This is a genomic window from Paenibacillus sp. FSL M7-0896, assembly GCF_037975415.1.
GTDB classification, from domain to species: Bacteria; Bacillota; Bacilli; order Paenibacillales; family Paenibacillaceae; genus Paenibacillus_AQ; species Paenibacillus_AQ silagei.
The window spans coordinates 5,636,158-5,659,707 of record NZ_CP150250.1 but is presented as its reverse complement, the minus strand read 5'-3'; the positions used below and the strand labels follow the sequence as shown (position 1 = coordinate 5,659,707).

The following is a 23,550-nucleotide window of genomic DNA, read 5'->3' as shown; positions in this document are numbered from 1 at the left end:
GCCATGAAACAAATGATCGTTCACTGTACACAGCATATTACCCGCATGGCACTTCTGGAGAACGGGAGGCTGGTGGAATATGCGGCTGAACGCGATCAGCAGCAAGGTCTGGTCGGGAGTTATTATAAAGGCCGGGTAATGAATGTGCTGCCTGGTATGCAGGCGGCCTTTGTAGATATCGGACAGAAAAAGAATGCGTTCCTATACGTAGATGATGTATTGCATCCCCATCTGGACAAGCAGCCGGCCGTCAAGCCTTCGATTGAGATGCTGCTGCAGCCCGGTCAGGAGATTGTCGTCCAGGTGAGAAAAGAACCGCGCGGCGGCAAGGGCGCGCGGGTAACCACGCATTATACACTGCCCGGACGCTGGATGGTGTACATGCCCTTTGCCGAATATGTCGGGGTCTCCAAGAAAATAAGCCGGGAATCGGAGCGCAGCCGGCTCAAAGGCATCGGCGAGCGGCTGCGCCAGGGTGAGGAAGGACTCATTATGCGCACCGTCTCCGAGGACGAGCCGCTGGATGCCGTGGAGGGAGATCTGGCTTTTCTGCGGGCGCAGTGGGAAATGATTACCCGGCGTTCCAAGGAAGTGGAGGCACCCGCTCTGCTGCACTGCGATCTGAGTATCGTCCAGCGGTTCATCCGGGATGCCTTCAATCCGCAGCGTGATGAGCTGCTGATTGATTCGGCCAAGGCGGTGAAGGAAGCGGAAGCATTCCTGACGGATATGGCTCCTGAAGGGTACAAGCCTGTGGGATTCTACAGGGGGCAGGAGTCCATTTTCTCTGCTTACGGGGTGACGGATCAGCTTCATAAGAGCTTCAGCCGTAAGATCATCCTCGAAGGCGGGGCTACGCTCATCTGGGATGAGACAGAGGCCTTGACTGTGATTGACGTCAACACAGCGCAGTACACTGGCGGGACGAACCTTGAGGATACGGTAACGCGGACCAACCTGCTGGCTGCGGAGGAGATCGGGCGACTTGTCCGGCTCCGGGATACGGGCGGTATTATTATTGTTGATTTCATTGATATGGAGCGGGAAGAGCACCGCAGGCAGGTGACGGACAAGCTGGAGAGCATTATCAGCCGGGACCGGACCAAGACACATATTCTCGGCTGGACCCATCTCGGTCTGCTGGAGATGACCCGTAAGAAGGCCAGACATGATTCCGCCGGATTTGCCCCGGTGATCTGCCAGTGCTGCGGCGGTACAGGCAAGGTTGGGACATGGCTGGAGTAGGGAAGAGATGGTCAGGTTGTATATGTTTTGTAAGGAGATATTGACTAGGGATCATATGTATGATAATATCTTCAAGTATGTGTTTGGTTGTTCCATTCCTGCACATGCTGTAACCGCTCCGATCGGGTAGATGAAGCGTAATTCCCCCGGGGATTGCCACCTTGACTAGGCGAGTCTGAGACATGAGGAGGTGCAAGTACAATGTATGCAATTATCGAAACTGGCGGTAAACAATACAAAGTCCAAGAGGGCGATGTTTTGTTCATTGAGAAGCTGGAAGCTGAAGACGGCGCAAGCGTAACGTTTGACCGTGTCTTGGCTGTTTCTAACGAAGGTGGTTTGACTGCAGGAACTCCGCTGGTAAGCGGCGCGTCTGTAACAGCCAAAGTCGAGAAGCATGGTAAGGGTCATAAGGTTGTAGTTTACAAATACAAACCTAAGAAGAACTACCACAAGAAACAAGGCCATCGTCAACCGTACACCAAAGTAACTATCGAGAAGATTCAAGCGTAAGAAGGTGCGTTAATGATTAACGTGCGGATTACACGGGCTTCTGCTCAAGGTGTCATTGTCGGTTTTGCCGTCAAGGGGCATGCGGAATACGCAAGGAATGGCAAGGATATCGTCTGCGCGGGTGTTTCGACGGTTACCGTTGGAACTGTGAATGCGATTGAAAGCCTGACCGGAGTTGTTCTGGATACTTCAATGAAGGATGGATTCTTAAGCGGAACCCTGGTTCCCGTGAATGATCCCGAAGTCTCCGCCAAGGTACAGCTCTTGCTGGAATCCATGGTGCTGATGCTCAAGGATATTGCTAAATCCTACAGGAAATATATTCAGATACAGGAAGTCATCATTTGAAGAAGGAGGTTGACAACATGTTGAAATTGGATCTTCAATTATTCGCATCGAAAAAAGGTGTTGGTTCCACAAAGAACGGACGTGATTCCCATTCTAAGCGTCTTGGCGTGAAACGGGCTGACGGTCAAGCAGTAACCGGCGGCAACATCTTGGTTCGTCAACGCGGAACCAAAATCCACCCGGGCACGAACGTGGGCATCGGTAAAGATGACACACTGTTCGCACTTGTGGACGGCGTAGTGAAGTTCGAACGTTGGGGACGCGACCGCAAAAAAGTGAGCGTGTATCCGGTGGATGTCGCTCCGGTAGCAGCGGCACTGGAAGCGTAAGCTTACGGAACCTATGAAGATGAGAAGCCTCCGGCATCAGTGCCGGGGGCTTTTTTTGAAATTGTTTCGGGGTCCCGCAAAGTACCTGAGTAAGCATCGAAGCTTAAGCCTCACTTTGTGGTGGGATTCTGGTGATTGCGGAGAAAGCCTGTGTTATACTGGGAAATGGTGAATATGAAGCAAGATAAGCAGTGCTTACATTGGAATCAATTTTGCGAACCAAGGGACGGGGAGAAAGAATGAAATCCTGGAAAAGTAAGGTCTGGGCAGTCATGTTATCCGCAGTGTTTCCTTTAGGTCTCGTGTATTGGCAAACCTCCCTTTTCACATGCCTGCTGCTCGGAGTCTGGGTAGCGGCAGTGCTTGCATTCAGCTTTGTTTACAACCGGCGTCAATATGAAGAGGAACTGCGTATACAGGAGAATACTCTGCAGCAGGCGGCAAACCGGACACTGAATCATCATCGTCATGACTGGATGAATGATCTGCAGGTGCTTTACGGATATATCCAGCTGGGCAAGCCTGATAAATCCGTACAATGTGTGGAAAGAATAAAGGAGCGTATTGCGCTGGACAGCCGTATTGCCAAATTGGGAGTACCTTCCCTGGTGTTCTATCTGCAATCCTTCCGTACGTTCAGAAGCAGTCTGGAGCTGGACATACAGGTAGAGGAAGGGCTCCAGCTGGAGGACAAGCTGAGTCCAGAGGTAGGAGCTGAGCTGACTTCGGTAGTTATGCAGACGGTTAGAGCGTACCAGTACAGCGGAATAACACAGCATGGAGACACGCGGAAGCTTAAGCTCAGCTTTTCACAGGAGGGAAGAGACATTCTGATCTCTTTCAAAGGTGAGGGAGAGCAAGACAATCCCGAACTGCTTCAGGGGCAAATTTATAATATAGTACAAGGAAAAATCATGAAGGCGGAGCAGGTTCAGCCTGCCAAGGGTTATTTGGAACTGCGGTTACCGCTGGAGATGTAAGGAAGGTGAACATTTATGTTCGTAGATAAGGCTAAGATTTATGTAAAAGGCGGAGACGGCGGAGATGGTCTCGTAGCATTTCGCCGGGAGAAGTATGTACCGGATGGAGGTCCTGCCGGCGGCGATGGCGGCCGTGGTGGAGATGTGATCTTCCGCGTGGATGAAGGCTTACGGACCTTGATGGATTTCCGTTATCAGCGGCACTTCAAGGCGGATAAGGGAATTAAGGGGCGCAACAAGAGCCAGCACGGGGCCAACGCTGAGCATATGATCGTGCGGATTCCGCCTGGAACCGTGTTAATTGATGATGATACCCAGGAGATCCTTGCCGATTTAACCCGTCATGGACAACAGGTTGTAGTGGCCCGCGGCGGCCGGGGCGGCCGGGGGAATACCCGGTTTGCGACGGCGAACAATACGGCGCCGGAGCTGGCGGAGAATGGGGAAGAGGGTCAGGAGCGTTACATCGTAATGGAGCTGAAGGTCATGGCGGACGTAGGCCTTGTAGGCTTCCCTAGCGTGGGCAAATCTACGCTGCTGTCGGTCGTGTCCGCTGCCCAGCCGAAGATCGGAGCGTACCACTTTACCACTATTACCCCCAACCTGGGTGTAGTGGATGTCGGAGACGGCCGCAGCTTTGTGATGGCGGATCTGCCTGGACTGATTGAAGGCGCGAGTGAAGGGGTGGGGCTTGGGCATGAGTTCCTGCGCCACGTTGAACGGACGCGTATCATCATTCATGTCGTGGATATGTCCGGCTCGGAAGGCCGCGATCCTTTTGAAGACTGGGTACTGATTAACGATGAGCTGAAGCAGTACAATGCGGCGCTGATTGACCGTCCGCAGATCGTGGCGGCGAACAAGATGGATATGCCTGATTCCGAGGAGAACCTGGCTTCCTTCCGTGAGCGTGTCGCGGAGCTTCGCCCGGACCTTGAGATTATGCCGATCTCTTCACTGACCCGTCAGGGCGTTCAGGAGCTGCTCTACCGTGCTACAGATATTCTTGACAGTATTCCTGTGGCTCCGGTGGTGGAAGAAGTGGCTGGCAAAGAGCGCAAGGTGTATAAGCTGGAAGCGGAAGAGGATAATTTATTCACAATTACCCGTGACAACGAGGCCTTTGTAGTCAATAGTCCGCGGATTGAGCGGATGATTAAGAGAATGCAGCTAAGCACACATGATGCCATTCTTAGGCTGGCCCGTACTTTGCGTCACATGGGTGTGGATGCCGAGCTGCGTAGACGCGGCGCTGTCGAAGGTACGATCGTGCGCATTGCTGATTTTGAATTCGAATTTGTCGAGAACAGCAGCTACTATTAATAGAGAAGCAAGGTTACCGGCTGTATCTTCCGAGAGGGAGATGCGGCCTATTTTCATTGCTTAACAGGTGGCAAAACCATTTCTGCTAATAAAGTTTTCTTTATATATCCGGATTAATTTACTACAATCATTATAGCAAGAGACGCATGAAGTTGAATCCAAAGGGTGTAATCTGCGTATATCATACATACCTGTCAGGAAAGAGGGAATGGACAGATGGCCATTATTGAAGTAGTCAAATATGACGGACCTCCGGGTGTCTTCGCCTGGAAGTATCCGAACCAGGAGCTGGGCACCTGGACACAGCTGATTGTGAATGAAGCCCAGGAAGCGATTCTGTTCAAGGGCGGGCAGGCGCTGGATTCGTTCACAGCCGGACGCCACACCTTAAGCACAGCGAATATTCCGATTCTGTCGAATGTAGTGAATCTGCCGTTCGGCGGCAAGTCTCCGTTCACCGCAGAGATATGGTTTGTGAATAAGATGAACTCCATGAATGTGAAGTGGGGGACCAGTGCACCGCTGCAGCTGCAGGACCCTAAGTACAAGATCATGGTAGCGGTCCGGGCCTTCGGGCAGTTTGGCGTGCGGATTGAAGATCCCCGCAAATTCCTGCTGAAGCTGGTAGGGACGCTGCCGGTCTTCGATCAGGATACGATGATCGGTTATTTCCGCGGCCTGCTGATGTCTAATATCAATGAACTTATTTCTTCTTATCTGGTGCACAAAAAAATCAGCATCCTGGAGATCAACGCCTACGTGGTTGAAATCTCCAAGCATATTCAGGGGCGCTTATCCTCCTCGTTCCTGGACAGCGGTATTGAACTTAATAATTTCTATATTGATTCGATCAATATTCCCGATGATGATCCGGCAACCCAACGCCTCAAGGAAGCCTTGGCCAAAAAAGCGGAGATGGACATTATCGGCTTCACCTACCAGCAGGAACGAAGCTTCGATGCCATGGAGGAGGCAGCAGGCAATCCTGGCAATATAGGGGCGAGCATGATGAATGCGGGGCTGGGGCTCGGCATGGGCTTCGGGCTGGCCGGGCCTGCGGCTGAGATAGCTACCCGGATGACCCGTAGCATGTCTCTGGACGGCAGTACGGGCAGCCAGCCGGCACCTCCTGCTGCTTCTAAATCCTGCTCGGACTGCGGAACCCTTAATCCGGCAGATGCACGCTTCTGTACCGGCTGCGGCCGCAGTCTGCAATCCCCGCCGGCGGTGGAGGATAAGGTATGCCATAGCTGCGGTAAGGCGGTCATCCCAGGTGCCAAATTCTGTCCGCATTGTGGAGAGGGCCTGATCCTGAAGTGTGCAGGCTGCGGACATGAGCTGAAGCCCGGACAGAAATTCTGTCCAGAGTGCGGCACCAGAGCGGCTAACGGGTGAACGGAATGCAGAGGCAGAGGTCATATACGGGTCTAGTTACTGGCATTTATGTTGCTGTTCTGGCAGTTACTGCGGGTACCTTCTTCACGCTTGGATTCTCGGAATCGCTGCTGCGCTTCGTAGTGACTCTGCTTGCTGTTGGTATAGCAGAGACTGTGGTTTACGTGTATTGTACGCTATGGCTGCGCCGTGCTCCTGAAGCGGGCCGGACTTCACCGGTATTCATCAGCGGAGCTGTAATTATAGCCTTCTATCTGGCTGCGGTATTTGCTTCGGCTATTCTGCTCGACTGGATTCTGGAGCTGAGTCCGCTCTGGTACGCAGGAGAGCAGCTGCTGATCCTGATTGTAGCTTCCATCGTCCTTGTGGCTACAGGGGGATATGGGTGGAATGCCGCCTCCGGGGAGCGCAGGGCTGCGGAAGCTTCGCGGAGCCTGCGTACCCACATGCAGGAGCTGCAGGAGATCAGAGGGATTGCCGGCACCTGGAAGCATTCTGAGGCAAGCAGGCTGGTAGAACTGATTGATTCTCTGGAGGAGAAATTCCGCTACAGTGACCCGGTGTCGAGACCGGGATTGTATGCCACGGAAGACATCATTAGGCAGCAGATCTCTCTGCTGCATGACCATGTGGCGCTGCTGCTTGTCTTGAAGGAGCTGCCGGCCCGCTGGGACACGGAGACAGAGGAGTTAACGGAGAGTATTGCCAGCACGCTCCAGCGGCGTAACCTGGAGCTGGCGGCGCTTAAATAGGAGGAATAGACAGCAATGGGGATAGGGAATGAGCTGGGGGGACTGTTGCCGGGCCGGGAAGGACAGCCCTCTGATAGTCTGCCTAAGTATGAGCGGACTACTTTTGATATTGTAACTATCGGTGCCGGATATTTGTTTATGCCGTTGGGACTTGCGTTTGCGCTGGTACGCATGCTGAGCACACACTATAAAAATTACCGCAAGCCCGTCAATTATAGTCTGTTGTTCCATGTATTTGTGGGCGGCTTCGTGCAGTTGATGGGAATTGTCGTCAATTCCATCTTCAGTGAAGTCGCCGTTGATACTGGTACGTTAATTGGAATGTTAATTATGTTCTCATTGATAACGCTTCTGCCTGCGGCCGTATTTGCCAGAAGCACGGCCAAAGCCAGATTCCGCTTCTCGCAGCTCGCCAATCAGTATGTACATCTGATCACGGTGGAGAGAGTTCGCTATACCGGGAATCTGGCGGACCGTACCGGGCAAAGTGAAGGGGATGTGAATAGAGACCTTCTCTATCTGCAGAAGTACGGGGTGCTGGACTCCGGGCTTCTCATCCATGAGGGAGCGGATGCAGCGCCGCAGGCCCGGGCGGGGCAGGCAGCAGCATCGCCCTTCACGCCGCCTGCAGGGCAGCCGTCCTATCAGCAGCCGAGAACGCAGCAGCTTCCGAAATCTGTGCGCTGTCCCGGCTGCGGGGCACAGAATACGGTAGCTCCGGGCCAGTCTACCAGCTGTGATTACTGCGGGACGACCATTGCCTACAGCTGACCGGGTTCTGCAGGTGAAGGCTGTTCTTCCTAGCTAATAGGGGAACAGCCTTTTCCGCATGTTTGCAGAAAGTTATTGCAATAAAAGCCTTCAATCCCGTATAATGTCCACTATGTACATACAAAAGTCTTTGGGGTGAGGACGTTCGTGAAAGAACGCTATTATTTGGTCCGGGAGGACATTTTGCCCGATGCGGTGCTGAAGACCATGCAGGTCAAGCAGCTGCTGGAAGCAGGAGATGCCAAAACCGTACACGAGGGCGTGGAACAGGTCGGGCTTAGCCGCAGTGCTTTTTATAAATACAAAGATGGGATACACTTAATTCATCAGCTGGAGCGCGAGCGCATTGTGACGATCTCGATTGATCTGGAGCACGAGTCAGGCATGTTGTCCAAGGTGCTCGGTTCGGTGGCTGTTCACGGGGCGAATGTGCTGACCATCCATCAGAGTATCCCGCTGCAAGGACGGGCGAACGTGGTGATCTCTGTCGAGATCTCCCATCTGAATGAAGAGCTGGGCGACTTGCTGGACAGTCTCAAGGCAATTCCCGGTGTGAAGCGTGCGTTAATTATTGGTCAGGGGTGAGAATACGAATGAAGCCGGTTAAAGTAGGTCTGCTGGGTCTGGGTACTGTGGGTACGGGCGTTGTCCGTATTGTGGAAGGAAATCAGGAGGATTTGAGCAGCCAGGTCGGCTCGCCGATCCTGATTGAACGGATTGCCGTGAAGAATACGGAGAAGCCGCGTGATATCGAAGTGGACCCGTCCAAGATTACCGATGATCCATGGGCCGTTATCCGCGACCCGGAGATTGATGTCATTGTTGAGGTCATGGGCGGGGTCGCAGGGACGAAGGAGTACATTCTGGAGGCACTAGAGCGCGGCAAGCATATCGTAACAGCCAATAAGGACCTGATGGCCCTGCACGGCTCGGAGATTCTGGCCAAGGCACAGGAGAAGCAGTGCGATGTGTTCTATGAAGCAAGTGTGGCGGGAGGCATACCGATTATCCGCACGCTGATCGAAGGCTTTTCCTCGGATAAGATTATGAAGATTATGGGGATTGTGAACGGGACAACCAACTACATCCTCAGCAAAATGAGCCAGGAAGGCGCATCTTATCTCGACGCACTGCAGGAAGCGCAGGAGCTGGGCTATGCCGAGTCTGATCCGACGTCCGATGTGGAGGGACTGGATGCAGCCCGCAAGATGGCCATTCTGGGCACGCTGGGCTTCCGGACCAATGTAGAGCTGAGCGATGTCAGTGTAAGCGGGATTTCCGGCGTCAGCAAGGAGGATATGGCTTTTGCCAAACGGTTGGGGTACGAGATGAAGCTGCTCGGGATTGCAGAACGCCAGGATGAAGAATTCAGCATTAGCGTCCAGCCTACAATGATCCGTACGAATCACCCGATTGCCTCCGTGAACGGCGTCTTTAATGCGGTATATGTATATGGTGAGGCTGTAGGAGAGACGATGTTCTACGGTGCAGGGGCAGGGGCGATGCCTACGGCAACCTCGATTGTGGCGGATCTGGTGGCGGTCATCAAGAACCTGAAGCTGGGGGTCAACGGGCTTAAGCAGATTGTGCCGTACAAGCAGAAGAAGCTGAAGAGCGACGAGGATATTTATTACAAGAACTTCCTGCTGCTTCATGTCGATGACAAGGCGGGTGTACTGGCGAAGATTACCCAGGTATTTGCCGAATATGATGTCAGTCTGGATTCCGTTGTGCAGCAGGCCAATCCTAATAATCCTGATGCCGAAATTATCATTGTCACTCATAACGCCAGCAGAGCGAGTATGAACAAAGTGCTGCGCCATCTGGAGCAACTGAATGTCATTCACCGCATCAAAAGTCATTACCGTGTAGAAGGCTAACTATCGCAGGTGTCCATGGAACACAGGGCTTGCGCGCAAATATAATGAAGGAGATTTACCCGCCATGAGTATTTACGGAAGGTCTAGAGTGAAGGTCCCTGCGAGCACGGCCAACCTCGGTCCGGGCTTCGATACGCTGGGCATGGCTCTGTCGCTGTATGCCTGGATTGAAATGGAGGAAGCCGCTGAAACGGTGTTTCATCTGTATGGAGATGAGATGGCCGGTCTTCCCCGGGACAAAAGCAATCTGCTCTACAAGGTTGCGCAAATGGTATTTGCAGAGGCCGGGGTCCAGGTTCCGGAGTTGTCCATCTCCATGTATTCGGAAATCCCGCTCACCCGCGGGCTGGGCAGCAGTGCTTCGGCCATTATTGGCGCGCTGGCTGCGGCGAATGCTATGATAGGTTCACCGCTGAGTCAGGCGAAGCTGTTCGATATGGCTACAGCGATCGAGAAGCATCCCGATAATGTCGGAGCGTCGCTCTTCGGGGGAATTATTACGGCCGTATGGGACGGCGAGCATGCCGATTACATCCGGATTGAGCCGCCGCAGGAGCTGGAATTCCTGGTGGTCATTCCTGAATTCGAGCTGGAGACCGTCAAGGCCAGAGAGGCGCTGCCTGCGGAGGTTACGCTCGGCGATGCTGTTCATAATATCAGCCGTACCTCGCTGCTCACCGCAGCGTTAGCCGCAGGCCGGCTGGACCTGATTGGCACAGCGATGCAGGACCGGCTGCACCAGCCCTACCGTGCACCGCTGGTGCCGGGGATGGAGAAGCTGCTGGCGGAAGCGCCCGGCCATGGTGCGCTGGGCATTGCGCTTAGTGGTGCAGGCCCGACATTGCTGTGCATGGTGGACCGCAAGGAGGCGCGGAAGCAGGAGCTGGAGCTGTTTTTGACAGAGACTATGCAGGAGAACGGGATTTCTGCCCGTACCGTATGGCTGTCCCCATGCACCACAGGTGTCACGGCAGAGCTGCTTGAAAGAAACGGGATGCAAAACGAATCATTTTTGGATATGATAAAAGGAGAATTACAGTCATGAAATCAATAGCGTTATTGCCTCAGGGCTCCGTCTCGCATGAAGCGCTGCTGCATTTATTTGGCGGTAACCCTGCTCATCTGGAGCATCATAAGCTCATATCCGATGTCTTTCTGTCCACGGCTGGCGGAGTCACCGATTACAGCGTCATTCCGATTGAGAACACGATAGAAGGCTCGGTCAGCCTGCATATCGACTGGCTCATTAATGAAGTGAATCTGCCGATGCAGGCGGAGTGGATTTTCCCGTCGATACAGAATCTGATCAGCTGTCCGCAGGAATTCACGAAGGAGAACGGGGACAAGGATTATACCAAGATTGTCAAGATCCTGTCCCATCCGGTGGCTATGGCGCAATGCACGCAGTTCATCCGTAAGGCTATGCCCTGGGCTGAGCTGGAGTCTGTGGGAAGCACCTCTGAAGCGGTGGAGATTGTGAAGGGCAATCCCGGCAAAGGCTGGGCTGCCATCGGTACCGCGCTTGGAGCCGCTACGCACGGGCTGGAGGTTGTGGAACGCCAGATTACAGACCATAATAACAATTACACACGGTTCGTGCTGGTTGGTCCGCAGAAGCTGGAGCTTCCGCAGAAGAGCAGTGGAGACAAGACGAGTATTCTTGTTACGCTGCCCGAGGATTTCCCTGGTGCACTGCATCAGGTGCTGGCTGCTTTTGCCTGGCGTAAGCTGAACTTGTCCCGTATTGAATCACGGCCGACGAAGAAGAAGCTGGGTACTTATTATTTCTATATTGATGTGCTGGAACCGATAGAATCGGTACTGCTCCCGGGTGCGATTGAAGAGATCAAAGCCTTGGGCTGTCAGGTACGGATTCTGGGGTCCTATCCCACATACACCTATGAGGAAGAGAAAGCGGAGGTGCAGTAAGTTCATGGCTGAGCAATGGATCTATCTGGATGGACAACATGTAACGAAGGACAAGGCAATGGTGTCCGTATTCGATCACGGTTTTTTATATGGAGACGGAATTTTTGAAGGTATCCGTATTTATAACGGCAACATCTTCAAGTGCAAGGAGCATCTGGACAGGCTGTATGATTCGGCGAAGTCGATTATGCTGGACATTCCGCTGGCCTATGATGAGATGCTGGAGGCCATGGCCGAGACAATCCGCCTGAACGAAATGCGGGACGGCTACATCCGGCTGATCGTATCACGCGGTCCCGGCAACCTGGGTCTTGATCCGCGCCGCTGCCCTAAAGCAAGTGTGATCATCATTGTTGAGCAGCTCGCGATCTACCCGGAACAGGCTTATCTGAACGGACTTCGTGCCGTTTCGGTGTCCCAGCGCCGCAATATCCCGGATGCGCTGAATCCGAAGATCAAATCGCTGAACTATCTCAACAATATTTTGGTGAAGATTCAGTCGAATCTGGCGGAAGCCGATGAAGCGATCATGATGAACGCTCAAGGATATGTAACCGAAGGCTCCGGCGATAATATCTTCATTATCAAAAGAGGGGTAGTCTATACACCGCCTTGTTACCTGGGTGCCCTGGAGGGAATCACCCGTCTGGCGATCATTGAGCTGTGTGAGAAGCTGGGACTGCCGCTGAAGGAAGAGCCGTTCACCATGCATGATGTCTATATTGCCGATGAAGTCTTCTTCACCGGAACAGCGGCTGAAGTTATTGCTGCCCGTGAGATCGACGGCAGAGTCATTGGTTCCGGCCAGGCCGGGCCGATTACCCTGCAATTGCTGGAAGAATTCCGCAATGTGGTTGATAAAGACGGATATAAGGTTTGGGAATAGTACAGAAATTTCGCGTGAGCGAATAGAGAAAAATCCTTTCATGCCAAGCATGGAAGGATTTTTTTTGCATATAGGGATGTCATTCGCCCATGGGCTGCATAAGATGTAGTAACGAAGGAGGCGGCTGTACCGCAACTACCGAATCTGGAGGGCTATCATCCCTGAACCGGGGTGCAGTGCCGATCAATAGATACTTTTAGGAGGTAAATGCTGCGTGAAAATACACATTGTTAAGCAAGGTGATTCGCTGTTTGCGTTATCACAGAAGTATGGAGTGCCGCTGCAAAAAATAATTGAGGCCAATCCGCAAATCACCAATCCAGATGTGCTTGCTGTAGGAGACAAGGTTAAGATCCCGGCTGCGCCCGTAGCTCTGCCTGTTCCGGACAACAACGATATCTACTATAAGCATACAGTCAAGCAAGGCGATACCTTATGGAAGCTCTCCAAGGCTTGGGGAGTTACACTCAAGGATATGATTGATGCCAACCCGCAGCTTAAGAACCCTAATGCACTGATGACGGGTGAAGTCGTGAATATCCCTAAGAAAGTCAGTACCTCTCCAATCCAGGCCCAATCCATCGATCCGGTAAAAGCTAATACGACCCCAATTCAGGCTCAGTCCACCGCTCCGGCAGTGGTCGATAAAACGGCGATTGGCGGTAAAACCTACACTGGTGTCATCGAAAAGCCGGCTCCCGCACCTGCGCCAGTTCCTGCACCTGCTGCAGAAGCAGTCCCTATCCCGTTGGCGGTTCCTGCACCTAACCCTGCACCTAACCCTGCACCTAACAAAGCGCCGGAAGTCAAGCCAGTTCAGGAAGCCGTCTATGAGAAACAAAGCTTGTATGTGCAAATCTCTGTTCCCGCGCAGGAAGAGAAAACCAAAGAAGTGCATCATAAGTCAGAGGTTCAGCCTGCCGCCTGGGATGAGGGTAAAACCTCGCCCTGGGGAAAGAGCGATGGCTATCCCGGCCTTAGCGAGAATCCGTATTTTATGAATTATGCACCCGTGTATCCCGTATATGAGCCAATGGCCAATATGAATATGAACAATATGAATATGAACAATATGAATATGAACAATATGAATAACGCTCCAAGTTATGTTCAGCCTGCAGCGTTTATGCCGGAATGCCCGCCGTTCTATGCTCAGCCGGTTAATCCTTGTCCGCCTGGACAATACCCCGGAGCATGGTATCCTAATGCAGAACCGGATTATAACAATGTGAATATGTCAGCAGTCAGCCCTGTCAGTGACAATGCTGCGTTTGCTCCGCAGTACCAGAGTGAGCAGGTTAATCTTCCGTGGCCTTCCTGCGGATGCGGCGCAATGTCGATTCAGCCCTATCCTTATGAGCAGCCGATGTATAACGGGTATCCGGTGTACGGCATGCCGCAGATGGGGATGGTTTCTCCTTATGCTGGAGGAATGAATGCCATGCCTAACGCGGTGTCACCGATGTATGAACAGCCTATGGTATCGAATATTCCGCCATATCCGGCTTATCCGGGCATGGAGAATTTTGCCCACAACCGCGTACCCGAGATTCAGATTCCTGAGCCTGTGGTTGAGGAAGCGGAGGAGGTGCCGGATAAGGGGCGCACTGAGGCCACAACAGCAAAGGATACAAAACCAGGGAAATCCAAACCGGCAGCGGCAAAAGCGAAAACCTCCAGCCAGAACTCTGCCGCCAAGGATAAGGCCCACTCCAAGCCGCGTTCGAGCTCAAGCGGACGTTCAAGTACAGATAAGAAGAATCAGACTCCTTGGATTCCCAATTAAGAGGATAGTCCCTAAGAGGAGAGTTGCACATGCAGGTCCTGCTAGATATGAGGGCCGGCATGTGCTTTTGGGGCATGGTTATACAGGTACAGAGGCTTGTATAGGATATCTATGAAAGTCTATAGTACTATCTCGAAAATAGTAGAAATTAAGGGTTGTTAGCAGGGATATATAATGTTATATTATATATCCAATCGCAAGGCGGGTGCCTTGCACAAGGTTGGACATGTTGCTCTGATGAATACACACTTTGCTTCATCGAAAATAAGTGTTGCATTCAGAAGAAGAACATGTTATATTATAAGAGTTGCTGGTGACGACAACATCGTCGCTAACAACGAGCTTGATCTTTGAAAACTGAACAACGAGTGAGTATCGGAGATCGCTTCGGCGAGATCCAAGAATGAGAATGTAAATTCTCGTCAGATGTTTCAAAATGAGCAATCGCTCTTTCTAAATACCAATTTGGAGAGTTTGATCCTGGCTCAGGACGAACGCTGGCGGCATGCCTAATACATGCAAGTCGAGCGGAGTTTGAGAGGAAGCTTGCTTCCTTTCAAACTTAGCGGCGGACGGGTGAGTAACACGTAGGCAACCTGCCCTCAAGCCTGGGATAACTACCGGAAACGGTAGCTAATACCGGATAATTTCTTTTTTCTCCTGAGAGAAGAATGAAAGGCGGAGCAATCTGCTGCTTGGGGATGGGCCTGCGGCGCATTAGCTAGTTGGTGGGGTAACGGCCCACCAAGGCGACGATGCGTAGCCGACCTGAGAGGGTGAACGGCCACACTGGGACTGAGACACGGCCCAGACTCCTACGGGAGGCAGCAGTAGGGAATCTTCCGCAATGGGCGCAAGCCTGACGGAGCAATGCCGCGTGAGTGATGAAGGTTTTCGGATCGTAAAGCTCTGTTGCCAGGGAAGAACGTCCGGTAGAGTAACTGCTACCGGAGTGACGGTACCTGAGAAGAAAGCCCCGGCTAACTACGTGCCAGCAGCCGCGGTAATACGTAGGGGGCAAGCGTTGTCCGGAATTATTGGGCGTAAAGCGCGCGCAGGCGGTTATTTAAGTCTGGTGTTTAAACCTTGGGCTCAACCTGAGGTCGCACTGGAAACTGGGTGACTTGAGTACAGAAGAGGAAAGTGGAATTCCACGTGTAGCGGTGAAATGCGTAGATATGTGGAGGAACACCAGTGGCGAAGGCGACTTTCTGGGCTGTAACTGACGCTGAGGCGCGAAAGCGTGGGGAGCAAACAGGATTAGATACCCTGGTAGTCCACGCCGTAAACGATGAGTGCTAGGTGTTAGGGGTTTCGATACCCTTGGTGCCGAAGTTAACACAGTAAGCACTCCGCCTGGGGAGTACGGTCGCAAGACTGAAACTCAAAGGAATTGACGGGGACCCGCACAAGCAGTGGAGTATGTGGTTTAATTCGAAGCAACGCGAAGAACCTTACCAGGTCTTGACATCCAACTAACGAAGCAGAGATGCATCAGGTGCCCTTCGGGGAAAGTTGAGACAGGTGGTGCATGGTTGTCGTCAGCTCGTGTCGTGAGATGTTGGGTTAAGTCCCGCAACGAGCGCAACCCTTGACTTTAGTTGCCAGCAGGTGAAGCTGGGCACTCTAGAGTGACTGCCGGTGACAAACCGGAGGAAGGTGGGGATGACGTCAAATCATCATGCCCCTTATGACCTGGGCTACACACGTACTACAATGGCCGGTACAACGGGAAGCGAAGCCGCGAGGTGGAGCCAATCCCAGCAAAGCCGGTCTCAGTTCGGATTGCAGGCTGCAACTCGCCTGCATGAAGTCGGAATTGCTAGTAATCGCGGATCAGCATGCCGCGGTGAATACGTTCCCGGGTCTTGTACACACCGCCCGTCACACCACGAGAGTTTACAACACCCGAAGTCGGTGGGGTAACCCGCAAGGGAGCCAGCCGCCGAAGGTGGGGTAGATGATTGGGGTGAAGTCGTAACAAGGTAGCCGTATCGGAAGGTGCGGCTGGATCACCTCCTTTCTATGGAGAATCGTCTTCTGCAATGAAGACATTCAAATCGGAAGCTTTGCTTCCACAATAGAACCCTTGGGTTCGAATGCTCACTCGTTGGTCAGTTTTGAGAGTTTAAGCTCTCATCTTTAAACTTGATCCTTGAAAACTGGATACCGAAACGAATTTGCGTTTTAGAACATTCCTTTAAGCTGAACTTGTGTAAACAAGTTTCATATTAATGGCGATACTAGCGATTTTCCTTAGGGAAAACGCATTGGTTAAGCTACTAAGAGCACACGGAGGATGCCTAGGCGCCAGGAGCCGACGAAGGACGTGGCGAACAACGAAACTGCCTCGGGGAGCTGTAAGCAAGCTTTGATCCGGGGGTGTCCGAATGGGGAAACCCAGCTGTGGTAATTCGCAGTTACTCGTATCTGAATACATAGGATACGCAGAGGCAGACCAGGGGAACTGAAACATCTAAGTACCCTGAGGAAGAGAAAACAATAGTGATTCCGTCAGTAGCGGCGAGCGAACGCGGAACAGCCTAAACCAAGAGGCTTGCCTCTTGGGGTTGTGGGACGTCTCACATGGAGTTACAAAGGAATTCAGTAGGCGAAGAGGTCTGGAAAGGCCCGCGATAGAGGTAAAAGCCCTGTAGCCTAAACTGTGTTCCCTCCGAGACGGATCCCGAGTAGTGCGGGGCACGTGAAACCCCGTATGAATCCAGCAGGACCATCTGCTAAGGCTAAATACTACCTGGCGACCGATAGTGAAACAGTACCGTGAGGGAAAGGTGAAAAGCACCCCGGAAGGGGAGTGAAATAGAACCTGAAACCGTGTGCTTACAAAAAGTCAGAGCCCTCTTTATGGGTGATGGCGTGCCTTTTGTAGAATGAACCGGCGAGTTACGTTTAACATGCAAGGTTAAGGTGAGAAGCCGGAGCCGCAGCGAAAGCGAGTCTGAATAGGGCGATTTAGTATGTGGACGTAGACCCGAAACCGTGTGATCTACCCCTGTCCAGGGTGAAGGTGCGGTAACACGCACTGGAGGCCCGAACCCACGCATGTTGAAAAATGCGGGGATGAGGTGGGGGTAGCGGAGAAATTCCAATCGAACTCGGAGATAGCTGGTTCTCCCCGAAATAGCTTTAGGGCTAGCCTCGGTGAATGGAGTGGTGGAGGTAGAGCACTGATTGGGTGCGGGGCCCGCAAGGGTTACCAAGCTCAGTCAAACTCCGAATGCCATTAACTTCTTGCCGGGAGTCAGACAGTGAGTGCTAAGATCCATTGTCAAAAGGGAAACAGCCCAGACCATCAGCTAAGGTCCCCAAGTGTGTGTTAAGTGGGAAAGGATGTGGAGTTGCACAGACAACCAGGATGTTGGCTTAGAAGCAGCCACCATTGAAAGAGTGCGTAATAGCTCACTGGTCGAGTGACTCTGCGCCGAAAATGTAACGGGGCTAAACACACCACCGAAGCTATGGCTAGATGCACTAGCATCTGGGGTAGGGGAGCGTTGTATGTGGGTTGAAGGTGTACCGTAAGGAGCGCTGGACAGCATACAAGTGAGAATGCCGGTATGAGTAACGAAAAGATCAGTGAGAATCTGATCCGCCGAAAGCCCAAGGTTTCCTGAGGAAGGCTCGTCCGCTCAGGGTAAGTCGGGACCTAAGGCGAGGCCGACAGGCGTAGTCGAAGGACAACAGTTTGAAATTACTGTACCACCGTAATCCGCTATGAGCGATGGGGTGACGCAGGAGGGTAGTGACGCGGACTGATGGATGTCCGTCTAAGCAGTGAGGCTGGTGTGCAGGCAAATCCGCACATCGTAAGGCTGGGCTGTGATGGGGAGCGAAAATTATAGTAGCGAAGGTCATGATCTCACACTGCCAAGAAAAGCCTCTAGCCAGGAGAAGGTGCCCGTACCGCAAACCGACACAGGTAGGCGAGAAGAGAATTCTAAGGCGCGCGGAAGAACTCTCGTTAAGGAACTCGGCAAAATGACCCCGTAACTTCGGGAGAAGGGGTGCCTCGGTAGGGTGAATAGCCCGAGGGGGCCGCAGTGAAAAGGCCCAAGCGACTGTTTAGCAAAAACACAGGTCTGTGCGAAGCCGCAAGGCGAAGTATACGGGCTGACGCCTGCCCGGTGCTGGAAGGTTAAGGGGAGCGGTTAGGAGCAATCCGAAGCTGTGAACCGAAGCCCCAGTAAACGGCGGCCGTAACTATAACGGTCCTAAGGTAGCGAAATTCCTTGTCAGGTAAATTCTGACCCGCACGAATGGCGTAACGACTTGGGCGCTGTCTCAACGAGAGATCCGGTGAAATTTTAATACCTGTGAAGATGCAGGTTACCCGCGACAAGACGGAAAGACCCCATGGAGCTTTACTGCAGCTTGATATTGAATTTGGGTACGATCTGTACAGGATAGGTGGGAGCCGTGGAGGCAGGAGCGCAAGCTTCTGCGGAGGCGCCGTTGGGATACCACCCTGATCGTATCTAGGTTCTAACCTAGTGCCCTCATCGGGTACGGGGACCGTGTCAGGCGGGCAGTTTGACTGGGGCGGTCGCCTCCTAAAGAGTAACGGAGGCGTTCAAAGGTTCCCTCAGAATGGTTGGAAATCATTCGCAGAGTGCAAAGGCATAAGGGAGCTTGACTGCGAGACCTACAAGTCGAGCAGGGACGAAAGTCGGACTTAGTGATCCGGTGGTACCGCATGGAAGGGCCATCGCTCAACGGATAAAAGCTACCCTGGGGATAACAGGCTTATCTCCCCCAAGAGTCCACATCGACGGGGAGGTTTGGCACCTCGATGTCGGCTCATCGCATCCTGGGGCTGAAGTAGGTCCCAAGGGTTGGGCTGTTCGCCCATTAAAGCGGTACGCGAGCTGGGTTCAGAACGTCGTGAGACAGTTCGGTCCCTATCTGTCGTGGGCGCAGGAAATTTGAGAGGAGCTGTCCTTAGTACGAGAGGACCGGGATGGACGTACCGCTGGTGCATCAGTTGTTCCGCCAGGAGCATGGCTGAGTAGCTACGTACGGACGGGATAAGCGCTGAAAGCATCTAAGCGTGAAGCCCCCCTCAAGATGAGATTTCCCAGTATGTAAGACCCCTTGAAGACGACGAGGTAGATAGGTTGGAGGTGGAAGTGCAGCAATGCATGGAGCTGACCAATACTAATCGGTCGAGGGCTTATCCAAGAACTACCCCAAAAAGTGAAGATGAAGCTAACGAAGCGGATTCCGAATACTTTCCGGGGGCCCCGTAACAAGGGCAAACGCAGATTCGTTTCGGATTCAGTTTTCAGGAATCAAATTGTAATTTATGGAGCTCAAGTAGCTCTGTAAAGAAGATTTGTTTTCAGCATTTGGCGATGCTGAAACCTGAATAATAGCATTTGATATTCAAATGCCCGTTTGGTGGCGATAGCGGAGGGGTTCCACACGTACCCATCCCGAACACGACCGTTAAGCCCTCCAGCGCCGATGGTACTTGGACCGAAGGGTCCTGGGAGAGTAGGACGTTGCCAAGCACTTAAGACCACTGTTGATTATCAATGGTGGTTTTTTGTTGCGTGACTTTATCTATTCGATGCTGGTATACCTGGATTCAGGCTATGGCGGAAGCATTACCTATGACACTAGTACCTCATCAGATCTAAAAGGATGAAAAGGATGAATAAGCTTGTTAAACCTTATCAACCCAAAATCTAACGGACCGGAGAGATCTTATCCCCGCGAAAACGCCACTTTTTGCAGCTTAACGGACTCAGTGGACTTCTGTCAAGAAAGTAGACTGTTACGCAACGGATTTTTTAGTGAATTGCTTAGCAAAGCGGGCGGGGGAAAGATACCCCAGTGAGCTGTGCATTCGCTTGCGATTGTAATAGAACTCAATGTATTGGAAAATAGCATCATATGCCTGTTCCGGGTTTTTGAAGCGCGGATTACAGTAGATGAGCTCTTTCTTTAAAATACTGTGCCAAGACTCAATGCAGGCGTTATCGTAACAGTTTCCTTTACGGCTCATGCTGGATTTCATGTGGTATGTCTTTAGTTGGTCGACATATTCTTTTGAGGTATATTGAGACCCTCGGTCAGAGTGGTGCAGTAGGCCCTCGCCGGGTCGCTTCGCCGTGTAAGCCGCCTGCAGCGCGTCTAAGACCAGGCTCGTCTCCATATGGTTATACAGCCGCCACCCTACAATTTCTCGCGTGCATAGATCCATGACGCTAGCTAGGTATAAGCGACCTCCACGACAAGGGATATACGTGATGTCGGTGACCCATACGGTATTGGGCTTAAGCACCTTAAACTCTTGGTTCAGTGTGTTTGGTGCAATGGGATTATTATGCTTGGAATCGGTCGTCTGCACTCGGTATGGCTTAGATACAATAGAGCGGAGCTTCATTTCTCGCATGTACACACTCACTGTGCGTTCCGTGACCGTATAGCCTTCCTGATGCAGCAGGCGGGTGATCTTCGGACTTCCATACCGTTTTTGATGGTCGTCAAAATGGTACCGGATTCGCTCCATAACAGCAGCCTTGCGGAGGGCTTGCACACTGGCTTTGGCGTTCAGCCACTTGTAATATCCGCTCCTGGATACCTGTAGGGTACTGCACATCTTCTCCAAGCGAAATGCGGAGCGATGGTCCTTCATAAACTGGAATCTTAATTCCTTGGTTTGCTGAAGATGTGCACTGCTTTTTTTACGATTGCCAATTCTTCCTCTGTATCGGCAAGTCGACTGTCTTTCTCTTGGAGCTGACGGCGCATCTCTTGGAGCTCGGCTTCGAGTTCCCGTACCCGATCCATACTGGCTACCGGTTCATTCTTTAGCTCCCGGTATTGCCCCATCCACTGGTGCAGCGTACTTTTCGGAATGTCCAGCTCTTGCGCGATGTCCCCTATGCTCTTCGTCTGCTCTTGAATGAACTTTACCGTTTGCTTCTTATATTCTTCGTTATACCGTTGTCGTTTTTCTCCCATAGGGATGCACCTCCGTTGCCCTTATTATCCCTCCGTCCGTTAACTGTCGTCTACTTTCAATTCTAATCCCACAGTGGACCTTATCGTCTCTCTATGAGATGTTTCGGAGCTGAAGTGCAAAGGATAAGGCTTGTGGAGTCCGTTACTCGCCCAATTGACGACTTTCTTCCCAAATAAGAGCACCTCAGTCCGTTACGCTAAGCCAAACGCCCCTGAAGAACAACTCCCGATTGGAAAAAAGAAGTAATTTGAAGAGGAATTGCGTCTGCTCCACTATTTTTAATCTGATGCAGTACTAGTGGAAGAAGCGTATTTCATAGAGATTGTGGGCAGGCTGAGACGCGAGGGACGAGATGTTCGTCAATTTAACCTTGTCTGCTTCCTCTGAGACTCTATACTGTTGACTGGAGAGCCGTGATGAAGGCAGGAGTCCCTGGGGCGCTTTACAGATGGAGAGATGTCTTAGAGGGCATGAGAATAAGCTCATTGCATGTGATGTAGATACTGACCATATACAATATTAATATTTCTATTGTATTATACTGTTTTATTTGATATAATATCTTTTGTTGTCGAAAGATTGTTTGCTTATCTGGCTCGTTGGTCAAGGGGTTAAGACACCTCCCTTTCACGGAGGTAACATGGGTTCGAATCCCATACGAGTCACCACTTTCATCTTTAATAAAATTAATGGTTGTATATCTTATGGAAATGTGTTATGATCATTAAGTTGCTTCTTCGATGGAGGCTTAGCTCAGCTGGGAGAGCATCTGCCTTACAAGCAGAGGGTCGGGGGTTCGAACCCCTCAGCCTCCACCATGCAGACTTTGCAAGCTAGAAGAGAATATTTTTTTACTGACGCGGGGTGGAGCAGCCCGGTAGCTCGTCGGGCTCATAACCCGAAGGCCGCAGGTTCAAATCCTGCCCCCGCAATATTATCTTGGAACCGTGGTGTAGTTGGCCTAACATGCCTGCCTGTCACGCAGGAGATCGCGGGTTCGAATCCCGTCGGTTCCGCCATTTTCATTAAAGCAGTTGAATACATACCGTGTGCGGACGTGGCTCAGCGGTAGAGCATCGCCTTGCCAAGGCGAGGGTCGCGGGTTCGATTCCCGTCGTCCGCTCCATATTTTGCGCCCTTAGCTCAGCTGGATAGAGCGTTTGACTACGAATCAAAAGGCCGGGAGTTCGAATCTCTCAGGGCGCGCCATTATTACTTTATTGAATGTTTTTCATTTTAAATTTAATTATCCATGATGGATATATATGATATTAAGCCGGCGTGGCGGAATGGCAGACGCGCTCGACTCAAAATCGAGTGGGAAACCGTGGAGGTTCGAGTCCTCTCGCCGGTACTACCAAAAGGTTTATGACATTGTATTTTGGACAATGTCATAAACCTTTTTTGTTTTTATTGCACTGAAACTATATTAACTGATTTAGCCTGCTTTCAGGTTCTTCCCCGTATTGTACACGTTTTATATTCTTTATGAAGAAATCATATCTTTTTTGGTGGAATTTCCGGCCGTCAGGCATTCCTGCGGTATGGGGAGTAAGGATCACGTTATCCAGCGTGCGGAGCTCACTGTCTATAGGAAGCGGTTCGGATTCATACACATCCAGGCAGGCTCCGGAAATATCTCCGTTTTTTAATGCGTCCAGCAAGTCTCTTTCGTTGACAATCCCCCCGCGGGCGGTATTGATAAAAATAGCAGTATCCTTCATTTTCTTGAAGACTTCTTGGTTCATCAGGTGCTTGGTTTGCTCAGTCAAGGGTACGTGAACACTGACGATGTCGGATGTGCTTAGGAGTGTATCGAAATCGGTCATTTTCACTATGCCGTCCGATGGCGCTTCGGTATTTCTCGCATAAGCCAACACATTCATATCAAAAGCGCTGCAAAACGCAGCTACCTTTTTTCCGATAGCGCCCAGCCCGATAATCCCCATGGTTTTGCCCTCTAATTCACTTCCTGTGTACTCCAAGTGATGTTCATCCATCCTGTTTTTCATGAAATGATCAAGAAACGGGATGTTTTTATAATAAGCCAGCATTAGTGCCATTACCTGCTCGGCCACGGCCTGTGCGTTCACTCCTGCAGCATTGGCCACCCAAATGCCGAGCTGTGTGCAGGCAGGGATATCGACATTATCATAACCTGCACCTGTCTGTACCAATTTTAATTTTTTGGCGCTAGCCAGCAGGCTAGGGTCCACTTGGATATGTTCAGGAATGAGGACCTGACAATCTTCAATATGATGCAGCATATCTTGTCCAGGCGGGACAATGATAACGTTCCAGTCTTGCGGAAAATACCCGGTAATCTTTGATTGTGCAGTTTCGTTAAAATGACCAACGATGAGAACCTTCATAGCTAAACCACCTTTTCATAACCTGGACTATTTGACCCCTTGTCTGTGTT

18 protein-coding genes, 7 tRNA genes and 3 rRNA genes are annotated in these 23,550 nt (G+C 51.6%); 25 read left to right on the top strand and 3 right to left on the bottom strand.

Translation table 11 applies throughout. From position 1 onward, the window contains the following. The first annotated feature begins 3 nt into the window (after positions 1-3). From MKY12_RS24375 to rrf, 18 genes are all read left to right on the top strand, one after another. Positions 4-1,245 carry an Rne/Rng family ribonuclease gene (locus MKY12_RS24375; protein ID WP_036725903.1) on the top strand — a complete coding sequence of 414 codons (1,242 nt, stop codon included), beginning with the start codon at positions 4-6 and terminating at the stop codon, positions 1,243-1,245. Between the two features lie 201 nt (positions 1,246-1,446). Then, the gene (gene rplU / locus MKY12_RS24370; protein ID WP_036698983.1) at positions 1,447-1,758 is read left to right on the top strand and encodes a 50S ribosomal protein L21; all 312 of its coding nucleotides are present in this window, start codon (positions 1,447-1,449) and stop codon (positions 1,756-1,758) included. A 12-nt stretch (positions 1,759-1,770) separates the two neighbouring features. After that, positions 1,771-2,106, top strand: coding sequence for a ribosomal-processing cysteine protease Prp (locus MKY12_RS24365; protein ID WP_036725900.1), 336 nt, complete (start codon positions 1,771-1,773; stop codon positions 2,104-2,106). 17 nt (positions 2,107-2,123) lie between these two features. Next, positions 2,124-2,435: a 50S ribosomal protein L27 gene (gene rpmA, locus MKY12_RS24360; RefSeq protein ID WP_020429282.1), complete on the top strand. Its 312-nt coding sequence runs from the start codon at positions 2,124-2,126 to the stop codon at positions 2,433-2,435. 239 nt (positions 2,436-2,674) lie between these two features. Further along, on the top strand, positions 2,675-3,415 hold the full coding sequence (locus MKY12_RS24355) for a Spo0B domain-containing protein (RefSeq protein ID WP_339311283.1): 741 nt from the start codon (positions 2,675-2,677) through the stop codon (positions 3,413-3,415). Positions 3,416-3,430: 15 nt separating this feature from the next. Then, entirely contained in the window at positions 3,431-4,738 is a 1,308-nt protein-coding gene (gene obgE, locus MKY12_RS24350) for a GTPase ObgE (RefSeq protein ID WP_339311281.1), read from the top strand. Between the two features lie 216 nt (positions 4,739-4,954). Beyond that, positions 4,955-6,133, top strand: coding sequence for an SPFH domain-containing protein (locus tag MKY12_RS24345; RefSeq protein WP_339311279.1), 1,179 nt, complete (start codon positions 4,955-4,957; stop codon positions 6,131-6,133). Between the two features lie 5 nt (positions 6,134-6,138). Continuing rightward, entirely contained in the window at positions 6,139-6,885 is a 747-nt protein-coding gene (locus MKY12_RS24340) for a hypothetical protein (RefSeq protein ID WP_143803726.1), read from the top strand. A 15-nt stretch (positions 6,886-6,900) separates the two neighbouring features. Next, a complete protein-coding gene (locus MKY12_RS24335; protein ID WP_339311277.1) occupies positions 6,901-7,656 on the top strand; it encodes a hypothetical protein in 756 nt (251 codons plus the stop codon). Between the two features lie 147 nt (positions 7,657-7,803). Next, the gene (locus tag MKY12_RS24330) at positions 7,804-8,241 is read left to right on the top strand and encodes an ACT domain-containing protein (protein ID WP_036698990.1); all 438 of its coding nucleotides are present in this window, start codon (positions 7,804-7,806) and stop codon (positions 8,239-8,241) included. Positions 8,242-8,249: 8 nt separating this feature from the next. Continuing rightward, positions 8,250-9,536, top strand: coding sequence for a homoserine dehydrogenase (locus MKY12_RS24325; protein ID WP_036725890.1), 1,287 nt, complete (start codon positions 8,250-8,252; stop codon positions 9,534-9,536). A gap of 64 nt (positions 9,537-9,600) precedes the next feature. Beyond that, positions 9,601-10,581: a homoserine kinase gene (gene thrB, locus MKY12_RS24320; RefSeq protein WP_036725886.1), complete on the top strand. Its 981-nt coding sequence runs from the start codon at positions 9,601-9,603 to the stop codon at positions 10,579-10,581. Beyond that, positions 10,578-11,465, top strand: a complete 888-nt coding sequence (pheA, locus tag MKY12_RS24315) for a prephenate dehydratase (RefSeq protein WP_036725885.1) — start codon at positions 10,578-10,580, stop codon at positions 11,463-11,465. Before thrB ends, pheA begins: the two co-directional genes overlap by 4 nt. A 4-nt stretch (positions 11,466-11,469) precedes the next feature. After that, positions 11,470-12,351: a branched-chain-amino-acid transaminase gene (ilvE, locus tag MKY12_RS24310; RefSeq protein WP_209877020.1), complete on the top strand. Its 882-nt coding sequence runs from the start codon at positions 11,470-11,472 to the stop codon at positions 12,349-12,351. A 214-nt stretch (positions 12,352-12,565) separates the two neighbouring features. Beyond that, positions 12,566-14,137, top strand: coding sequence for a LysM peptidoglycan-binding domain-containing protein (locus MKY12_RS24305; RefSeq protein WP_339311275.1), 1,572 nt, complete (start codon positions 12,566-12,568; stop codon positions 14,135-14,137). Positions 14,138-14,599: 462 nt separating this feature from the next. After that, positions 14,600-16,160 (top strand): 16S ribosomal RNA (locus MKY12_RS24300). Between the two features lie 249 nt (positions 16,161-16,409). Continuing rightward, positions 16,410-19,336: ribosomal RNA gene (locus MKY12_RS24295) — 23S ribosomal RNA — on the top strand. A gap of 215 nt (positions 19,337-19,551) precedes the next feature. Further along, a 5S ribosomal RNA gene (gene rrf / locus MKY12_RS24290) occupies positions 19,552-19,668 on the top strand. Together the 16S, 23S and 5S rRNA genes form the textbook arrangement of a ribosomal RNA operon. Before the next feature lie 266 nt (positions 19,669-19,934). Here the strand turns inward: rrf and MKY12_RS24285 are convergent. Together MKY12_RS24285 and MKY12_RS24280 are read right to left on the bottom strand one after the other, a co-directional pair. Continuing rightward, complete coding sequence (locus MKY12_RS24285) at positions 19,935-20,798, bottom strand: IS3 family transposase (protein WP_339311273.1); 864 nt, start codon at positions 20,796-20,798, stop codon at positions 19,935-19,937. An 11-nt stretch (positions 20,799-20,809) separates the two neighbouring features. Further along, complete coding sequence (locus MKY12_RS24280; RefSeq protein WP_036725045.1) at positions 20,810-21,127, bottom strand: transposase; 318 nt, start codon at positions 21,125-21,127, stop codon at positions 20,810-20,812. Between the two features lie 594 nt (positions 21,128-21,721). On the opposite strand from MKY12_RS24280, the gene MKY12_RS24275 reads away from it, so the two are divergent. From MKY12_RS24275 to MKY12_RS24245, 7 genes are all read left to right on the top strand, one after another. Continuing rightward, a tRNA-Glu gene (locus tag MKY12_RS24275) sits at positions 21,722-21,796 on the top strand. A gap of 74 nt (positions 21,797-21,870) precedes the next feature. Continuing rightward, a tRNA-Val gene (locus MKY12_RS24270) sits at positions 21,871-21,946 on the top strand. A gap of 40 nt (positions 21,947-21,986) precedes the next feature. Further along, positions 21,987-22,060, top strand: a tRNA-Met gene (locus tag MKY12_RS24265). Between the two features lie 9 nt (positions 22,061-22,069). After that, positions 22,070-22,147 (top strand) — tRNA-Asp (locus MKY12_RS24260). Between the two features lie 32 nt (positions 22,148-22,179). Next, positions 22,180-22,254 (top strand) — tRNA-Gly (locus tag MKY12_RS24255). A 6-nt stretch (positions 22,255-22,260) separates the two neighbouring features. Continuing rightward, positions 22,261-22,337: transfer RNA gene (locus MKY12_RS24250), tRNA-Arg, on the top strand. A 66-nt stretch (positions 22,338-22,403) separates the two neighbouring features. Beyond that, a tRNA-Leu gene (locus tag MKY12_RS24245) sits at positions 22,404-22,482 on the top strand. A 70-nt stretch (positions 22,483-22,552) separates the two neighbouring features. Here the strand turns inward: MKY12_RS24245 and MKY12_RS24240 are convergent. Beyond that, positions 22,553-23,500, bottom strand: coding sequence for a hydroxyacid dehydrogenase (locus MKY12_RS24240; protein WP_339311270.1), 948 nt, complete (start codon positions 23,498-23,500; stop codon positions 22,553-22,555). Between the last annotated feature and the right edge of the window lie 50 nt (positions 23,501-23,550).

What these genes read in the sequence shown, in the direction of transcription:
- MKY12_RS24375 (WP_036725903.1), top strand. Translation starts at nt 4, where the DNA reads ATGAAACAAATGATCGTTCACTGTACACAGCATATTACCCGCATGGCA.
- rplU (WP_036698983.1), top strand. Translation starts at nt 1,447, where the DNA reads ATGTATGCAATTATCGAAACTGGCGGTAAACAATACAAAGTCCAAGAG.
- MKY12_RS24365 (WP_036725900.1), top strand. Translation starts at nt 1,771, where the DNA reads ATGATTAACGTGCGGATTACACGGGCTTCTGCTCAAGGTGTCATTGTC.
- rpmA (WP_020429282.1), top strand. Translation starts at nt 2,124, where the DNA reads ATGTTGAAATTGGATCTTCAATTATTCGCATCGAAAAAAGGTGTTGGT.
- MKY12_RS24355 (WP_339311283.1), top strand. Translation starts at nt 2,675, where the DNA reads ATGAAATCCTGGAAAAGTAAGGTCTGGGCAGTCATGTTATCCGCAGTG.
- obgE (WP_339311281.1), top strand. Translation starts at nt 3,431, where the DNA reads ATGTTCGTAGATAAGGCTAAGATTTATGTAAAAGGCGGAGACGGCGGA.
- MKY12_RS24345 (WP_339311279.1), top strand. Translation starts at nt 4,955, where the DNA reads ATGGCCATTATTGAAGTAGTCAAATATGACGGACCTCCGGGTGTCTTC.
- MKY12_RS24340 (WP_143803726.1), top strand. Translation starts at nt 6,139, where the DNA reads ATGCAGAGGCAGAGGTCATATACGGGTCTAGTTACTGGCATTTATGTT.
- MKY12_RS24335 (WP_339311277.1), top strand. Translation starts at nt 6,901, where the DNA reads ATGGGGATAGGGAATGAGCTGGGGGGACTGTTGCCGGGCCGGGAAGGA.
- MKY12_RS24325 (WP_036725890.1), top strand. Translation starts at nt 8,250, where the DNA reads ATGAAGCCGGTTAAAGTAGGTCTGCTGGGTCTGGGTACTGTGGGTACG.
- thrB (WP_036725886.1), top strand. Translation starts at nt 9,601, where the DNA reads ATGAGTATTTACGGAAGGTCTAGAGTGAAGGTCCCTGCGAGCACGGCC.
- pheA (WP_036725885.1), top strand. Translation starts at nt 10,578, where the DNA reads ATGAAATCAATAGCGTTATTGCCTCAGGGCTCCGTCTCGCATGAAGCG.
- ilvE (WP_209877020.1), top strand. Translation starts at nt 11,470, where the DNA reads ATGGCTGAGCAATGGATCTATCTGGATGGACAACATGTAACGAAGGAC.
- MKY12_RS24285 (WP_339311273.1), bottom strand. Translation starts at nt 20,798, where the DNA reads ATGAAGGACCATCGCTCCGCATTTCGCTTGGAGAAGATGTGCAGTACC.
- MKY12_RS24280 (WP_036725045.1), bottom strand. Translation starts at nt 21,127, where the DNA reads ATGGGAGAAAAACGACAACGGTATAACGAAGAATATAAGAAGCAAACG.
- MKY12_RS24240 (WP_339311270.1), bottom strand. Translation starts at nt 23,500, where the DNA reads ATGAAGGTTCTCATCGTTGGTCATTTTAACGAAACTGCACAATCAAAG.